This is a genomic window from Bacillus sp. FSL P4-0290, assembly GCF_037975435.1.
GTDB classification, from domain to species: domain Bacteria; phylum Bacillota; class Bacilli; order Bacillales; family Bacillaceae; genus Bacillus; species Bacillus subtilis.
The window spans coordinates 147,418-162,500 of record NZ_CP150253.1; the positions used below are offsets into that span (position 1 = coordinate 147,418).

Annotated in this window: 17 protein-coding genes and 2 rRNA genes (1 of these 19 running past the window's edge); 17 read left to right on the forward strand and 2 right to left on the reverse strand. The window is 43.5% G+C overall.

The features are described from left to right. Positions 1-10 precede the first annotated feature (10 nt). The 14 genes from rpsM (at position 11) to salA (ending at position 10,517) form a co-directional block, all read left to right on the forward strand. Entirely contained in the window at positions 11-376 is a 366-nt protein-coding gene (gene rpsM / locus MKY10_RS00855) for a 30S ribosomal protein S13 (protein ID WP_003235095.1), read from the forward strand. Between the two features lie 20 nt (positions 377-396). Continuing rightward, on the forward strand, positions 397-792 hold the full coding sequence (gene rpsK / locus MKY10_RS00860; RefSeq protein ID WP_009966385.1) for a 30S ribosomal protein S11: 396 nt from the start codon (positions 397-399) through the stop codon (positions 790-792). 176 nt (positions 793-968) lie between these two features. Continuing rightward, on the forward strand, positions 969-1,913 hold the full coding sequence (locus MKY10_RS00865) for a DNA-directed RNA polymerase subunit alpha (RefSeq protein WP_003225835.1): 945 nt from the start codon (positions 969-971) through the stop codon (positions 1,911-1,913). Positions 1,914-1,990: 77 nt separating this feature from the next. Continuing rightward, entirely contained in the window at positions 1,991-2,353 is a 363-nt protein-coding gene (rplQ, locus tag MKY10_RS00870; protein ID WP_003225836.1) for a 50S ribosomal protein L17, read from the forward strand. A gap of 127 nt (positions 2,354-2,480) precedes the next feature. After that, a complete protein-coding gene (locus tag MKY10_RS00875; RefSeq protein ID WP_004399689.1) occupies positions 2,481-3,326 on the forward strand; it encodes an energy-coupling factor ABC transporter ATP-binding protein in 846 nt (281 codons plus the stop codon). Continuing rightward, positions 3,302-4,171 carry an energy-coupling factor ABC transporter ATP-binding protein gene (locus MKY10_RS00880; RefSeq protein WP_031600082.1) on the forward strand — a complete coding sequence of 290 codons (870 nt, stop codon included), beginning with the start codon at positions 3,302-3,304 and terminating at the stop codon, positions 4,169-4,171. The genes MKY10_RS00875 and MKY10_RS00880 overlap by 25 nt, the downstream gene beginning before the upstream one ends. Continuing rightward, a complete protein-coding gene (locus tag MKY10_RS00885; protein WP_029317183.1) occupies positions 4,168-4,965 on the forward strand; it encodes an energy-coupling factor transporter transmembrane protein EcfT in 798 nt (265 codons plus the stop codon). The genes MKY10_RS00880 and MKY10_RS00885 overlap by 4 nt, the downstream gene beginning before the upstream one ends. Positions 4,966-4,974: 9 nt before the next feature. After that, positions 4,975-5,718 (forward strand): tRNA pseudouridine(38-40) synthase TruA, encoded by a 744-nt coding sequence (gene truA, locus MKY10_RS00890; protein ID WP_004399657.1) that lies wholly within the window; start codon positions 4,975-4,977, stop codon positions 5,716-5,718. A gap of 161 nt (positions 5,719-5,879) precedes the next feature. Beyond that, a complete protein-coding gene (gene rplM / locus MKY10_RS00895; protein WP_003241966.1) occupies positions 5,880-6,317 on the forward strand; it encodes a 50S ribosomal protein L13 in 438 nt (145 codons plus the stop codon). A 20-nt stretch (positions 6,318-6,337) separates the two neighbouring features. Further along, positions 6,338-6,730 carry a 30S ribosomal protein S9 gene (gene rpsI / locus MKY10_RS00900; protein ID WP_004399691.1) on the forward strand — a complete coding sequence of 131 codons (393 nt, stop codon included), beginning with the start codon at positions 6,338-6,340 and terminating at the stop codon, positions 6,728-6,730. A 463-nt stretch (positions 6,731-7,193) separates the two neighbouring features. Continuing rightward, a complete protein-coding gene (locus tag MKY10_RS00905; RefSeq protein ID WP_015252980.1) occupies positions 7,194-7,961 on the forward strand; it encodes a class I SAM-dependent methyltransferase in 768 nt (255 codons plus the stop codon). Between the two features lie 185 nt (positions 7,962-8,146). Then, entirely contained in the window at positions 8,147-8,590 is a 444-nt protein-coding gene (locus MKY10_RS00910; RefSeq protein ID WP_003235118.1) for a YbaK family protein, read from the forward strand. Between the two features lie 59 nt (positions 8,591-8,649). Next, positions 8,650-9,363, forward strand: a complete 714-nt coding sequence (gene cwlD / locus MKY10_RS00915; RefSeq protein WP_015252979.1) for an N-acetylmuramoyl-L-alanine amidase CwlD — start codon at positions 8,650-8,652, stop codon at positions 9,361-9,363. Between the two features lie 95 nt (positions 9,364-9,458). Beyond that, complete coding sequence (gene salA / locus MKY10_RS00920) at positions 9,459-10,517, forward strand: iron-sulfur carrier protein/transcriptional regulator SalA (RefSeq protein ID WP_003235124.1); 1,059 nt, start codon at positions 9,459-9,461, stop codon at positions 10,515-10,517. 35 nt (positions 10,518-10,552) lie between these two features. Here the strand turns inward: salA and gerD are convergent, their stop codons facing one another. After that, the gene (gene gerD / locus MKY10_RS00925) at positions 10,553-11,110 is read right to left on the reverse strand and encodes a spore germination lipoprotein GerD (protein ID WP_003235126.1); all 558 of its coding nucleotides are present in this window, start codon (positions 11,108-11,110) and stop codon (positions 10,553-10,555) included. A gap of 109 nt (positions 11,111-11,219) precedes the next feature. Here gerD and kbaA point away from each other — a divergent pair, with 109 nt between their 5' ends. Continuing rightward, positions 11,220-11,816, forward strand: coding sequence for a KinB-signaling pathway activation protein (kbaA, locus tag MKY10_RS00930; protein WP_004399693.1), 597 nt, complete (start codon positions 11,220-11,222; stop codon positions 11,814-11,816). On the opposite strand, the gene pdaB is transcribed toward kbaA, so the two are convergent. Next, on the reverse strand, positions 11,817-12,581 hold the full coding sequence (gene pdaB, locus MKY10_RS00935; RefSeq protein WP_015252978.1) for a polysaccharide deacetylase family sporulation protein PdaB: 765 nt from the start codon (positions 12,579-12,581) through the stop codon (positions 11,817-11,819). Positions 12,582-12,931: 350 nt separating this feature from the next. On the opposite strand from pdaB, the gene MKY10_RS00940 reads away from it, so the two are divergent. Both MKY10_RS00940 and MKY10_RS00945 read left to right on the forward strand, forming a co-directional pair. Beyond that, positions 12,932-14,481 (forward strand): 16S ribosomal RNA (locus tag MKY10_RS00940). 170 nt (positions 14,482-14,651) lie between these two features. Continuing rightward, positions 14,652-15,083 (forward strand): 23S ribosomal RNA (locus tag MKY10_RS00945); it runs 2,496 nt beyond the window's last position. Together the 16S and 23S rRNA genes form the textbook arrangement of a ribosomal RNA operon.

The window sequence follows — 15,083 nt, forward strand, 5'->3', positions numbered from 1 at the left end:
TGCCCAGAGAATGGCTCGTATTGCTGGTGTAGATATCCCACGTGACAAACGTGTTGTTATTTCTTTAACATACATCTTCGGAATTGGCCGCACAACGGCTCAGCAAGTTTTAAAAGAAGCTGGAGTTTCAGAAGATACTCGTGTGCGCGATCTTACTGAAGAAGAACTTGGTAAAATCCGTGATATTATTGACAAACTGAAAGTAGAAGGTGACCTTCGCCGTGAAGTTTCTCTTAATATCAAACGTCTGATCGAAATCGGAAGCTACCGCGGAATCCGTCATCGCAGAGGATTACCTGTTCGCGGACAAAACTCTAAAAACAACGCGCGTACTCGTAAAGGTCCGCGTCGTACTGTAGCTAACAAGAAAAAATAAGTAAGGGAGGTTCTTAAACAATGGCTGCTGCTCGTAAATCTAACACGCGTAAACGTCGCGTGAAAAAGAATATTGAGTCTGGAATTGCTCATATTCGTTCAACTTTCAATAACACGATCGTTACGATCACTGACACTCATGGTAATGCTATTTCTTGGTCTAGTGCCGGAGCTTTAGGATTCAGAGGTTCTCGTAAATCTACTCCTTTTGCTGCGCAAATGGCTGCAGAAACAGCTGCTAAAGGTTCAATCGAACATGGTCTTAAAACTCTAGAGGTTACTGTTAAAGGACCTGGTTCAGGCCGTGAAGCTGCAATCCGTGCACTTCAAGCTGCTGGACTAGAAGTCACTGCTATCAGAGACGTAACTCCTGTTCCTCATAACGGATGCCGTCCACCAAAACGTCGCCGCGTGTAATTTGTTTGTATAGATTTTGTGTCCCTGTCAATAATGGGTTATGATACAGTTATTTATGAAACGAATGCACCGACTCGTTGCCTGAGCACATACGGGACTAAACAATGGGGAATTTCGGATGGAATCTCATATGATTCTATTCGAGGTTTCGACGTTTTGAAGGAGGGTTTTAAGTAATGATCGAGATTGAAAAACCAAAAATCGAAACGGTTGAAATCAGCGACGATGCCAAATTTGGTAAGTTTGTCGTAGAGCCACTTGAGCGTGGATATGGTACAACTCTGGGTAACTCCTTACGTCGTATCCTCTTATCCTCACTCCCTGGTGCCGCTGTAACATCAATCCAGATAGATGGTGTACTGCACGAATTCTCGACAATTGAAGGCGTTGTGGAAGATGTTACAACGATTATCTTACACATTAAAAAGCTTGCATTGAAAATCTACTCTGATGAAGAGAAGACGCTAGAAATTGATGTACAGGGTGAAGGAACTGTAACGGCAGCTGATATTACACACGATAGTGATGTAGAGATCTTAAATCCTGATCTTCATATCGCGACTCTTGGTGAGAATGCGAGTTTCCGAGTTCGCCTTACTGCTCAAAGAGGACGTGGGTATACGCCTGCTGACGCAAACAAGAGAGACGATCAGCCAATCGGCGTGATTCCGATCGATTCTATCTATACGCCAGTTTCTCGTGTATCTTATCAGGTAGAGAACACTCGTGTAGGCCAAGTTGCAAACTATGATAAACTTACACTTGATGTTTGGACTGATGGAAGCACTGGACCGAAAGAAGCAATTGCGCTTGGTTCAAAGATTTTAACTGAACACCTTAATATATTCGTTGGTTTAACTGACGAAGCTCAACATGCTGAAATCATGGTTGAAAAAGAAGAAGATCAAAAAGAGAAAGTTCTTGAAATGACAATTGAAGAATTGGATCTTTCTGTTCGTTCTTACAACTGCTTAAAGCGTGCGGGTATTAACACGGTTCAAGAGCTTGCGAACAAGACGGAAGAAGATATGATGAAAGTTCGAAATCTAGGACGCAAATCACTTGAAGAAGTGAAAGCGAAACTAGAAGAACTTGGACTCGGACTTCGCAAAGACGATTGACTAGTTTCCCTTGTGAACTAGGATTTTCGTGTGTTTATTATTCAGAAACAGCATTCCAATAAAGGAGGGGACATCACATGTCATACAGAAAACTAGGACGTACGAGTGCACAGCGTAAAGCTATGCTTCGTGATCTTACAACTGATTTGATCATCAACGAAAGAATCGAAACAACTGAAACACGTGCGAAAGAACTTCGCTCTGTAGTTGAAAAAATGATCACGCTTGGCAAACGCGGTGATCTTCACGCTCGCCGTCAAGCTGCTGCATACATCCGCAACGAGGTTGCAAACGAAGAAAATAACCAAGATGCACTTCAAAAATTATTCTCTGACATTGCAACTCGTTACGAGGAGCGCCAAGGTGGATACACACGTATTATGAAGCTTGGTCCTCGCCGTGGTGACGGAGCACCAATGGCAATTATCGAATTGGTTTAATCACATATTTTTGTGTATCTAAAGAAGGGCGGGACAGTTTCTAACTGGATCTATGCCCTTTTTTTAGATACTGCAACTTTTAATAGAGAGAAAAGCAGAGCATTAGCTGAGAGGAGGCCGGTTTTCCATGAATCAAAATCAGTTGATATCGGTAGAGGATATCGTATTTCGATATCGGAAGGACGCAGAAAGACGAGCACTAGACGGCGTCTCCCTGCAGGTGTATGAGGGTGAATGGCTTGCAATCGTAGGTCATAACGGTTCAGGGAAATCAACACTGGCCCGGGCATTGAATGGTTTAATTCTTCCTGAATCAGGCGACATTGAGGTTGCCGGGATTCAATTGACAGAGGAATCTGTTTGGGAAGTGCGTAAGAAGATAGGTATGGTCTTTCAAAATCCGGATAACCAATTTGTCGGAACGACTGTTCGCGATGATGTGGCTTTTGGTTTAGAAAACAATGGTGTACCGCGGGAAGAAATGATTGAGAGAGTAGACTGGGCAGTAAAACAGGTGAATATGCAAGATTTTCTCGATCAAGAGCCGCACCATCTCTCCGGAGGCCAAAAGCAGAGAGTTGCGATTGCGGGGGTTATTGCCGCACGTCCTGATATTATTATCTTAGATGAAGCAACATCCATGCTTGATCCGATCGGGCGAGAAGAAGTGCTTGAAACGGTAAGACATCTAAAAGAGCAGGGCATGGCGACTGTCATATCCATTACACATGATCTGAATGAGGCAGCAAAAGCAGACAGGATCATTGTCATGAATGGCGGTAAAAAATATGCTGAAGGGCCGCCTGAAGAGATTTTTAAATTGAATAAAGAACTTGTTCGAATTGGGCTTGATTTACCCTTCTCATTCCAGCTTAGCCAGCTTTTAAGAGAAAATGGACTGGCTTTGGAAGAAAACCATTTGACTCAGGAAGGGCTGGTGAAAGAGCTGTGGACATTACAATCAAAGATGTAGAGCATCGCTATCAGATGAAGACGCCGTTTGAGCGCCTAGCACTGTATGATATCAATGCATCGATTAAAGAAGGAAGCTACGTAGCCGTTATCGGGCATACAGGCTCTGGCAAGTCCACTCTTCTTCAGCACCTAAATGGTCTCCTGAAGCCGACGAAGGGACAGATATCACTAGGCAGCACTGTCATTCAGGCAGGGAAAAAGAATAAAGATCTGAAAAAACTTCGTAAAAAAGTCGGAATCGTTTTCCAATTTCCTGAGCATCAATTATTCGAAGAAACAGTTCTTAAAGATATTTCATTCGGACCGATGAACTTTGGTGTTAAAAAAGAAGATGCTGAACAAAAAGCGAGAGAGATGCTGCAGCTTGTAGGTTTATCAGAAGAGCTTTTGGACAGGTCACCCTTTGAATTAAGCGGGGGACAAATGCGCAGAGTTGCAATTGCCGGCGTACTTGCAATGGACCCTGAAGTGCTTGTTCTGGATGAACCGACTGCAGGATTGGACCCAAGAGGGCGAAAAGAGATTATGGACATGTTTTATGAGCTTCATCAACGTGGGAACCTGACGACGATCCTTGTGACACACAGCATGGAGGATGCAGCTGCATACGCTGATGAAATGATTGTTATGCATAAAGGAACGATACAAGCATCAGGCAGTCCGCGTGATCTGTTTTTAAAGGGTGAAGAGATGGCCGGCTGGGGGCTGGATCTTCCTGAAACAATAAAATTCCAAAGACACCTTGAAGCTGTACTGGGTGTGAGATTTAATGAGCCTATGCTCACAATCGAAGATGCCGCTGCTGAAATCCGTGCTCTTTTTCAGGGGGAGAAGACTTTATGATGGACAGCATGATTATCGGCAAGTATGTACCGGGGACTTCACTTGTGCACCGGCTTGACCCCAGAACAAAACTGATCACGATCTTTTTATTTGTCTGCATTGTATTCTTAGCCAATAATGTTCAGACATATGCGTTGCTTGGTTTATTTACAATTGGCGTCGTTTCTTTAACAAGAGTTCCTTTCTCTTTTTTAATGAAAGGGCTGAAGCCAATCATCTGGATTGTCCTTTTTACGTTCCTTCTTCACATCCTTATGACACATGAAGGACCGATTATCTTTCAAATAGGTTTTTTCAAAGTCTATGAGGGCGGTCTGGTTCAGGGGATATTCATTTCTCTTAGATTCGTCTATTTGATTTTAATCACAACCTTATTAACGCTTACGACCACACCGATTGAGATTACCGATGGAATGGAACAGCTGCTGAACCCATTGAAAAAATTAAAGCTTCCTGTTCATGAGCTGGCTCTTATGATGTCAATTTCTTTACGGTTTATTCCCACACTGATGGAGGAGACAGATAAGATCATGAAGGCTCAGATGGCGCGAGGCGTTGATTTTACAAGCGGGCCTGTCAAAGATAGAGTGAAGGCTATTGTCCCGCTTCTTGTCCCGCTCTTCGTCAGCGCATTTAAACGCGCCGAAGAGCTTGCGGTGGCAATGGAAGCAAGAGGCTATCAAGGCGGAGAAGGACGTACGAAATATAGAAAGCTTGTATGGACAGGAAAAGACACTTCTGTCATTGTCAGCTTAATTGTATTAGCTGCTTTGTTATTTTTCTTAAGGGCTTAGAGGTGTTGTATGAGACTGAAATGCACGATTTCTTATGACGGACATTTGTTTAACGGTTATCAGGTTCAGCCGGGCAAAAGAACGGTTCAGGATGAACTGGAGAAGGCTTTGGCTGTCCTGCATAAGTCAAAAGACAGAATTCCGGTCGTTTCGTCTGGAAGAACAGACAGCGGGGTTCACGCAGCCGGACAGGTGATTCATTTTGACACTCCGCTGTCTATCCCGGCTGAGAGATGGCCATATGCCTTAAATGCACTGCTTCCGGACGATATCGCAGTCAAACAGGCAGAAATTGCGGATGATGGGTTCCATGCACGATTTAGCGCAGTCAAAAAAGAATATCGCTACTTTGTATACACGGAGAAACACCCGGACGTATTTAAACGGCATTACGCTTACCATTTTTCATATCGCCTTAATGTGCAGGACATGAGAGAAGCGGCAAAGCATCTTATAGGGACACATGATTTTACGAGCTTTTGCGCGGCTAAAACAGAAGTGCAGGACAAGGTAAGAACGATATACGAACTTGATTGGACTGAGACGGCTGACGGCCTGCAAATGCGGATCACAGGCAGCGGTTTCTTATATAATATGGTCAGAATTATTGCGGGTACTTTGCTTGATGCAGGTATTGGAAAAATTTCTCCCGATGAGGTGAAATCCATGCTGGAAGCGAAGGATCGCGAAGCGGCAGGGCGCACAGCGCCGGGGCACGGGCTATATTTATGGAACGTTTACTATGACAACTAAACCAGGTGTATAATATTTTCTTGACAGAGTCTGCATAAAGTTATAAGATATCATATGGTATGTATTTCAACCCCACGATAAGCCCCGGAACTTATTGTGTTGTGAAATAGAACGTAATCGAAGTTTATTGAAAATGACAGATCATTTAGGAGGGAAATTCAATGCGTACAACACCTATGGCTAACGCAAGTACTATTGAACGCAAGTGGTTAGTTGTTGATGCTGCTGGCAAGACTTTAGGTCGTCTTTCTTCAGAAGTTGCAGCTATCCTTCGCGGAAAACACAAACCAACTTACACACCACACGTTGATACTGGAGATCATGTGATCATCATCAACGCTGAAAAAATCGAGTTAACTGGTAAAAAGTTAACTGACAAAATCTACTACCGTCACACTCAACATCCAGGCGGATTAAAATCAAGAACTGCTCTTGAAATGCGTACAAACTACCCTGAGAAAATGCTTGAGCTTGCTATCAAAGGCATGCTTCCAAAAGGTTCTCTAGGTCGTCAAATGTTCAAAAAATTGAACGTATACCGTGGTTCTGAGCATCCACACGAAGCACAAAAACCTGAAGTTTACGAACTTCGCGGTTAATTAAAAAGGAGGTTACCAATTTGGCACAGGTTCAATATTACGGTACTGGCCGTCGTAAAAGCTCTGTAGCGCGTGTGCGTTTAGTTCCAGGAGAAGGCCGTATCGTCGTTAATAATCGTGAAATCAGCGAACATATCCCATCTGCAGCTTTAATCGAAGATATCAAACAACCATTAACTTTGACTGAAACAGCTGGCACTTATGATGTTTTAGTAAACGTACATGGAGGCGGCTTATCTGGTCAAGCTGGAGCAATCCGTCACGGTATCGCTCGTGCTTTGCTTGAAGCAGATCCAGAATACCGTACAACTCTTAAACGTGCAGGTCTTCTGACTCGTGACGCTCGTATGAAAGAACGTAAAAAATACGGTCTTAAAGGCGCTCGTCGTGCACCTCAGTTCTCAAAACGTTAATTTTACGTTTTCAAAAAGCTCTCGACCTTGGGTTGGGAGCTTTTTTCTTTCAATAAAACGTGGCAGCCTCGCATAAAAATAACAACTGAATGGACGCTTGGCGGGGTTAAGCAAATTGTTTGTTTATAAACGGTCTCTTTGTAATAATCATGATAGCTTTCATTCTTATTCAATTGGAACTTCGGTCAATGTTTATTATCGTTATGTGATCAGCCCAGCTTCATCTACCCACTGTATCTCATCCGTTAAAGTTCACTGCTGATTCTTAACCCGGAGAAACAATAGCTCTCATTGCTAATGGCTTTATGTAACGAAGTAAAAGTAAATCTGATGATATAAATCACATATCTCCTTTGTGATTTTTTTGCGTTTTTATGAACTTTTTTCTAAATATGCAAAGGGAAAGCGATATCAATCTAGAAATATTTGTTATACTCTATACATTAAAGTAAGGAGAAGATTCATGAATGCGTTAGTAGCTCATAATAGCAAAGCCTGGGATAAAAAAGTAGAAACAGGCAATGAATGGACTGTTGCTGTTGAACAGCAGGTTATCGAACAAGCAAAAAAAGGCAATTGGGATATAAGGGTAACACCAATGAAAGATGTACCGAAGGATTGGTTTCCGCCTATCAAAGGTCTGAAAGTACTCTGTTTAGCATCAGGCGGCGGCCAGCAGGGTCCAGTTTTGGCAGCCGCAGGCGCGGATGTCACCGTATTAGATAACTCAGAAAAACAGCTGAATCAGGATAAAATGATTGCTGAGCGAGATGGTCTCACGATACACACTGTCAAAGGAAGCATGGACGATTTAAGTGTATTTAATGATGGATCATTTGATGTCATTGTACATCCTGTTGCCAATGTTTTTGTTGAGAATGTCCTCCCGGTATGGAAGGAAGCGCACCGTGTGTTGAAAAGGAACGGCATTCTAATCTCGGGTTTTGTCAATCCTGTTGTATTTCTGTTTGATACAGAATTAGAACAGCAAGGTGTTTTAAAAGTAAAACACTCCATTCCATACGCTGACCCAGAAGATCTTCCGAAACATAAAGTGAAAAAACTGATCGAAAATAATGAGGCTCTGGAATTCGGCCATTCCTTAGAAGACCAAATCAAAGGCCAGATTGATGCTGGTTTTATCGTTACTGGTTTTTATGAAGATAAAGGCGGGTTTGTATTAGACCAATATATCCATACATATTCTGCAACAAGAAGCGTGAAAGTATGAAAAGCAGCGACCTGTTAGAGGGGCTGCTTTTTTCATAACCAATTACAGAACGTTTGTTCCGCACCCTGCGGAAAGCTGATTTTTTATCGATTTTACACCTTCATTTGGGCGAATTTCCAACCGAATTCGGGCATTGTTTCATCATCCAAACCTCAAAATAATCGGTAAAAGGAGAGTGAATTTATATGGCAGAAGTACTGTCTTTTATGGATGTGAAACGCCAAAAGGATTTTGAATTAGAAAAGAACTTGCTCAAAGAACTCTCTCTGAGACAAATTATCCAGTCTGTTAAGGATTGTTTGGAACCATTGTTTCCATTTTTACATGATGAGCGAGATATTATTACCGAAGGCTGTATTGATTTTGCTATAGAAGCCTATTTGTTAGGCGGGCGTTTTGGGATATTCGGCTATTACGGAGAATCCATGCAGAGTATCAGTGCACGCTCTGCAAGAGAAGAAGAAGAGCTTCGTATGGAGTTTTTTGATTATCTCTATAATTGGATACACGAGCAATACGCAACATTTGATAAAAACACGGTTTATGAAGCGGCACGCAAGTTCATTAAAGATTGGTGGACAGCGGGGTTTGTTCAAAGAGAAAAACAGTGTAAGCTTCGCATGCGGTAATCATATTTCCCGGCCCTGTCCCATAGTTATGTAATAACGGACAAGCGGGAGGGGAAGGGATGAGGAAAAAGCTTAAATGGCTCAGTTTTTTGCTAGGCTTCATCGTATTACTATTTCTGTTCAAATATCAGTTCAGCAATAACGACTCTTGGAAGCCGTGGAGCCTGCCCTTGAGCGGTAAAATCATTTATCTAGATCCAGGTCATGGCGGGCCTGACGGCGGAGCAGTCGGCGGAAAGCTGTTAGAGAAGGATGTTACGCTGGAAGTGGCCTTTAGAGTCAGGGATTATCTTCAAGAACAAGGAGCGCTTGTTATCATGACCAGAGAAAGTGATACTGATCTCGCTCCAGAAGGAACAAAAGGCTATAGTCGACGAAAAGCTGAGGATCTAAGACAACGAGTCAAATTAATAAACCATTCAGAGGCGGAGCTCTATATCAGCATTCATCTTAATGCGATTCCGTCACAAAAATGGAGCGGAGCCCAAAGCTTTTATTACGGGAAATATGCGGAAAATGAGAAAGTCGCAAAATACATCCAGGATGAGCTGAGAAGAAATCTGGAAAACACAACCCGGAAAGCAAAGCGGATTCATGGTATCTACTTAATGCAAAACGTCACCAAACCGGGGGCGCTTATAGAAGTCGGATTTTTATCCAATCCAAACGAAGCAACGTTGCTCGGTAAACCGAAATATCAAGACAAGGTGGCATCTTCCATATATAAAGGCATTTTGCGATATTTCACAGAAAAAGGAGACCCTCCGGAGTAATGGAGGGTTTTCTTGTGGTTCTAAGCATAAGACACCCGCCATTTATGTATGATATAATAATAATTGTAAACGAATACACAAAAGGGTGAGGTTCGATGATAAGAGAAGATGAAGTAAGAAAACTAGTCGGAGAAATGCGCGAACCTTTTCTTCAAAGACCTCTGGGAGAATTGGATGCCGTTAAGGAAATTAAAATAAAGCCTGAAAAACGGCATATCAGTGTAAAAGTCGCTCTTGCAAAAACAGGAACAGCAGAACAAATGCAGATTCAGCAAGAGATCGTAAACGTATTAAAAGGGGCAGGAGCTGAGACGGTCGGCCTTCGATTTGAAGAGCTGCCTGAAGAAACGGTTGCTAAATTCCGGGCGCCGTCAGCTGAGAAAAAAACATTATTAAATATGGATAACCCGCCAGTCTTTCTTGCTGTAGCAAGTGGAAAAGGCGGCGTAGGCAAGTCAACTGTGTCAGTAAACCTAGCTATTTCTCTGGCTCGTCTAGGGAAAAAGGTTGGTTTAATTGATGCGGATATTTATGGGTTCAGTGTGCCGGACATGATGGGTATCACTGTGCGTCCAACAATTGAAGGAGAGAAACTTCTTCCTGTTGAACGCTTTGGAGTAAAGGTCATGTCAATGGGCTTTTTCGTAGAAGAAAATGCCCCGGTCGTATGGAGAGGGCCGATGCTCGGCAAAATGCTGAATAACTTTTTCCATGAAGTAGAGTGGGGAGAAGTAGACTATATCGTTCTTGATCTTCCGCCTGGTACAGGGGACGTTGCTCTCGATGTACATACAATGCTTCCGAGCTGCAAAGAAATTATCGTATCTACGCCACATCCGACAGCTGCTTTTGTCGCGGCCAGAGCGGGCTCTATGGCGATTAAAACCGATCATGAGGTCGTGGGTGTCATAGAGAACATGGCTTATTATGAAAGTGCAAAGACAGGGGAAAGAGAATATGTGTTTGGAAAAGGCGGAGGAGATAAACTGGCTGAGGAACTAAACGTGCCTTTGCTCGGCAGAATCCCATTGAAACAGCCCGATTGGGATAAGGACCAATTTGCTCCGTCTGTTTATGACGAAAATCATCCAATCGGAGAAATATATCAGGACATCGCAAAAAAAATAGATGCAAAAATGTCAGTGCAGGTATAAAAGGTGAACCGGGATTCCAGATCCCGGCTTTCCCTTTATTCACTTTCTTTTGCTGTGTCTTTTGCTGCTTTTTTCAGCTCATCTTCGAACTGCTTTTTGTAAAGCGGACTAGAAAGTGTTTCGTTAATAACCTCTTCTAAATAACTGCGGAATTCTTGGCTTTTTGCCAGCTGGCTGTACTTTTTATCCATGCCGGGATCCTGCATAACGCTCATCAGCATCTTCTGGTAATCTGGATCCTTCATCAGCTTTTTAATCACTTTTTCATGCTCTGTCTGAAGAGTTTTGGCAAAGCCCTCAGCAAAATCAGTGTCTTCAAAGATGTTTTTCCAAAATTCTTCACCTTTTTTAGATGTGAGTGTTTTTTCTATTGTTCCTTTAATTGCATCTTGGTCAATCACCAGCGCTTCATTCATGGCATCATCATTTAATAATTCCTTAATAGCTTTCTTTCCATCATCAGTTTTTAATATATCAACAACCATTTTTTTGGTCTGATCATAGTCCATATCCGCTGCTTGGTCTTTTGGAGCGCAAGCTGTTACAGATAATAACAAAAAACAGCTCATCAATAGCGTTTTGGCTTTTGACATGCTTAAGCTCCTTTCACATACTTGTCTTACCTTTAATATGATTCATCTGTTTGGAATTATACATAACAAAATATCGCTGTTCGCGATTTTTGAGGGGATGAATAAAGAAATGAAAAGCCGTGGTTTAGTTCGTTTTTTCTTTTCTATTTTAGCTGTCGGGGCGCTTATCACGAGTATTGTGGGTTTTGCTTTAAAGTGGGGAGAATATAGAGGGCTGTTTCTAACATTTGAAGCGGGACAGATTTTCTCTGTTTTATTTTGGTTTATCGGTGTAGGCATGATTTTCAGTGTGATCAGCCAAATGGGTTTTTTCGTGTTTTTAACAGTTCATCGGTTTGCGCTTGAGATATTAAGGTCCTCCTCTTTGTGGAATTTGCTGCAGTTGTTTTTCATCCTGTTTGTTGCTTTTGATTTAATGTACGTGCGTTTTTTATTTTTTGGAGAGAGCGGAGAATCGCTGGCTGGCTATGCGTGGTTACCGGTGTTTTTATTGATCTTTGGAGTGATTACAGCTTATATAAAGCAAAAGCAGTCCTCTAAGAAAACATTTGTGTCATCGTTATTTTTGATGGTTGTGATTACCGCATTAGAATGGTTCCCTGCATTAAGAGTAAATGATGAGGACTGGCTTTATTTAATGCTTTTTCCGTTAATGGCATGTAATGCCTTCCAATTGCTGATGCTGCCGAAGTTTGCAGCAAAGTAATTACTTTACCTCTGCGGATTTGGCATCAGAATTTGCGATGAGATCACCCACGGTTACATTTTTTAATCCTTTTTCTTTCAGCTGATGGATGATATCAGGCAATGCTTCTTCTGTTTGTTTTGCCGAATCTGAGGCATGTAAAAGAATAATGTCTCCACCGGAAACTTGCTTGGTCACATTGTCGATGATTTTTTCAACTCCGGGATTTGTCCAGTCTTGAGAGTTCACACTGTAATGAACGACTGTATAATTGTATTGCTTTGCGACCTTTAGAACATTCTTATTGAATTGGCCGGTAGGGGGTCTTAATAGCTGTATGTCTTTGACCCCTAACTTTTCAAAGGCTGTTTGCGCACGGTTTATGTCCTTTTTTATTTCGCTGCTCTCTAAATTGGCATAGTTTTTATAAGCGTAGCCCATGCTCCCAATTTGATGTCCATCCTTTACGATACGTGCCACTGTGTCGGGATGGCGTTCTGCCCAAGAAGCGGATAGGAAAAACGTTGCGTTTTTAATCCCGTTTGCTTTCAGAGTATTAAGTATCGGTTCTGCTCTCTCATCACCCCAGCTGATATCGAAAGTAAGTGAAATATCTTTAGAGTCTGTTTCTCCTTTATAAATGGCTTTAGGTCCGGTGTCAGTTGAAAACACGGGAAGCGGGACAGCTCTTTGGATATAAAAAAAGCTGGCAGCTGCAAATGCGGCGATAAGTATAATAATTAATTGTTTTACCCGTTTAATGTGCCACACATAGAAGTGATTCACTGATGATGCCTCCTTATCTTGTCCATCATTCTTGTTTTACATCTTATGAGCATGGACAATTGAATATAACCGATAAAATGTCTCTTCACATACAGCCTAAATTGGGTATTGACCTTTTGATAATATCCGTGATATATTATTATTCGTCGCTGATAAACAGCTGACATCAACTAAAAGCTTCATTAAATACTTTGAAAAAAGTTGTTGACTTAAAAGAAGCTAAATGTTATAGTAATAAAGCTGCTTCGTTAAGCGGCAGTAATGATCTTTGAAAACTAAACAAGACAAAACGTACCTGTTAATTCATTTTTATAAATCGCACAGCGATGTGCGTAGTCAGTCAAACTACTTTATCGGAGAGTTTGATCCTGGCTCAGGACGAACGCTGGCGGCGTGCCTAATACATGCAAGTCGAGCGGACAGATGGGAGCTTGCTCCCTGATGTTAGCGGCGGACGGGTGAGTAACACGTGGGTAACCTGCCTGTAAGACTGGGATAACTCCGGGAAACCGGGGCTAATACCGGATGGTTGTTTGAACCGCATGGTTCAAACATAAAAGGTGGCTTCGGCTACCACTTACAGATGGACCCGCGGCGCATTAGCTAGTTGGTGAGGTAACGGCTCACCAAGGCGACGATGCGTAGCCGACCTGAGAGGGTGATCGGCCACACTGGGACTGAGACACGGCCCAGACTCCTACGGGAGGCAGCAGTAGGGAATCTTCCGCAATGGACGAAAGTCTGACGGAGCAACGCCGCGTGAGTGATGAAGGTTTTCGGATCGTAAAGCTCTGTTGTTAGGGAAGAACAAGTACCGTTCGAATAGGGCGGTACCTTGACGGTACCTAACCAGAAAGCCACGGCTAACTACGTGCCAGCAGCCGCGGTAATACGTAGGTGGCAAGCGTTGTCCGGAATTATTGGGCGTAAAGGGCTCGCAGGCGGTTTCTTAAGTCTGATGTGAAAGCCCCCGGCTCAACCGGGGAGGGTCATTGGAAACTGGGGAACTTGAGTGCAGAAGAGGAGAGTGGAATTCCACGTGTAGCGGTGAAATGCGTAGAGATGTGGAGGAACACCAGTGGCGAAGGCGACTCTCTGGTCTGTAACTGACGCTGAGGAGCGAAAGCGTGGGGAGCGAACAGGATTAGATACCCTGGTAGTCCACGCCGTAAACGATGAGTGCTAAGTGTTAGGGGGTTTCCGCCCCTTAGTGCTGCAGCTAACGCATTAAGCACTCCGCCTGGGGAGTACGGTCGCAAGACTGAAACTCAAAGGAATTGACGGGGGCCCGCACAAGCGGTGGAGCATGTGGTTTAATTCGAAGCAACGCGAAGAACCTTACCAGGTCTTGACATCCTCTGACAATCCTAGAGATAGGACGTCCCCTTCGGGGGCAGAGTGACAGGTGGTGCATGGTTGTCGTCAGCTCGTGTCGTGAGATGTTGGGTTAAGTCCCGCAACGAGCGCAACCCTTGATCTTAGTTGCCAGCATTCAGTTGGGCACTCTAAGGTGACTGCCGGTGACAAACCGGAGGAAGGTGGGGATGACGTCAAATCATCATGCCCCTTATGACCTGGGCTACACACGTGCTACAATGGACAGAACAAAGGGCAGCGAAACCGCGAGGTTAAGCCAATCCCACAAATCTGTTCTCAGTTCGGATCGCAGTCTGCAACTCGACTGCGTGAAGCTGGAATCGCTAGTAATCGCGGATCAGCATGCCGCGGTGAATACGTTCCCGGGCCTTGTACACACCGCCCGTCACACCACGAGAGTTTGTAACACCCGAAGTCGGTGAGGTAACCTTTTAGGAGCCAGCCGCCGAAGGTGGGACAGATGATTGGGGTGAAGTCGTAACAAGGTAGCCGTATCGGAAGGTGCGGCTGGATCACCTCCTTTCTAAGGATATTATACGGAATATAAGACCTTGGGTCTTATAAACAGAACGTTCCCTGTCTTGTTTAGTTTTGAAGGATCATTCCTTCGAAACGTGTTCTTTGAAAACTAGATAACAGTAGACATCACATTCAATTAGTAACACAAGATATCACATAGTGATTCTTTTTAACGGTTAAGTTAGAAAGGGCGCACGGTGGATGCCTTGGCACTAGGAGCCGATGAAGGACGGGACGAACACCGATATGCTTCGGGGAGCTGTAAGCAAGCTTTGATCCGGAGATTTCCGAATGGGGAAACCCACCACTCGTAATGGAGTGGTATCCATATCTGAATTCATAGGATATGAGAAGGCAGACCCGGGGAACTGAAACATCTAAGTACCCGGAGGAAGAGAAAGCAAATGCGATTCCCTGAGTAGCGGCGAGCGAAACGGGATCAGCCCAAACCAAGAGGCTTGCCTCTTGGGGTTGTAGGACACTCTGTACGGAGTTACAAAAGAACGAGGTAGATGAAGAGGTCTGGAAAGGCCCGCCATAGGAGGTAACAGCCCTGTAGTCAAAACTTCGTTCTCTCCTGAGTGGATCCTGAGTACGGCGGAACAC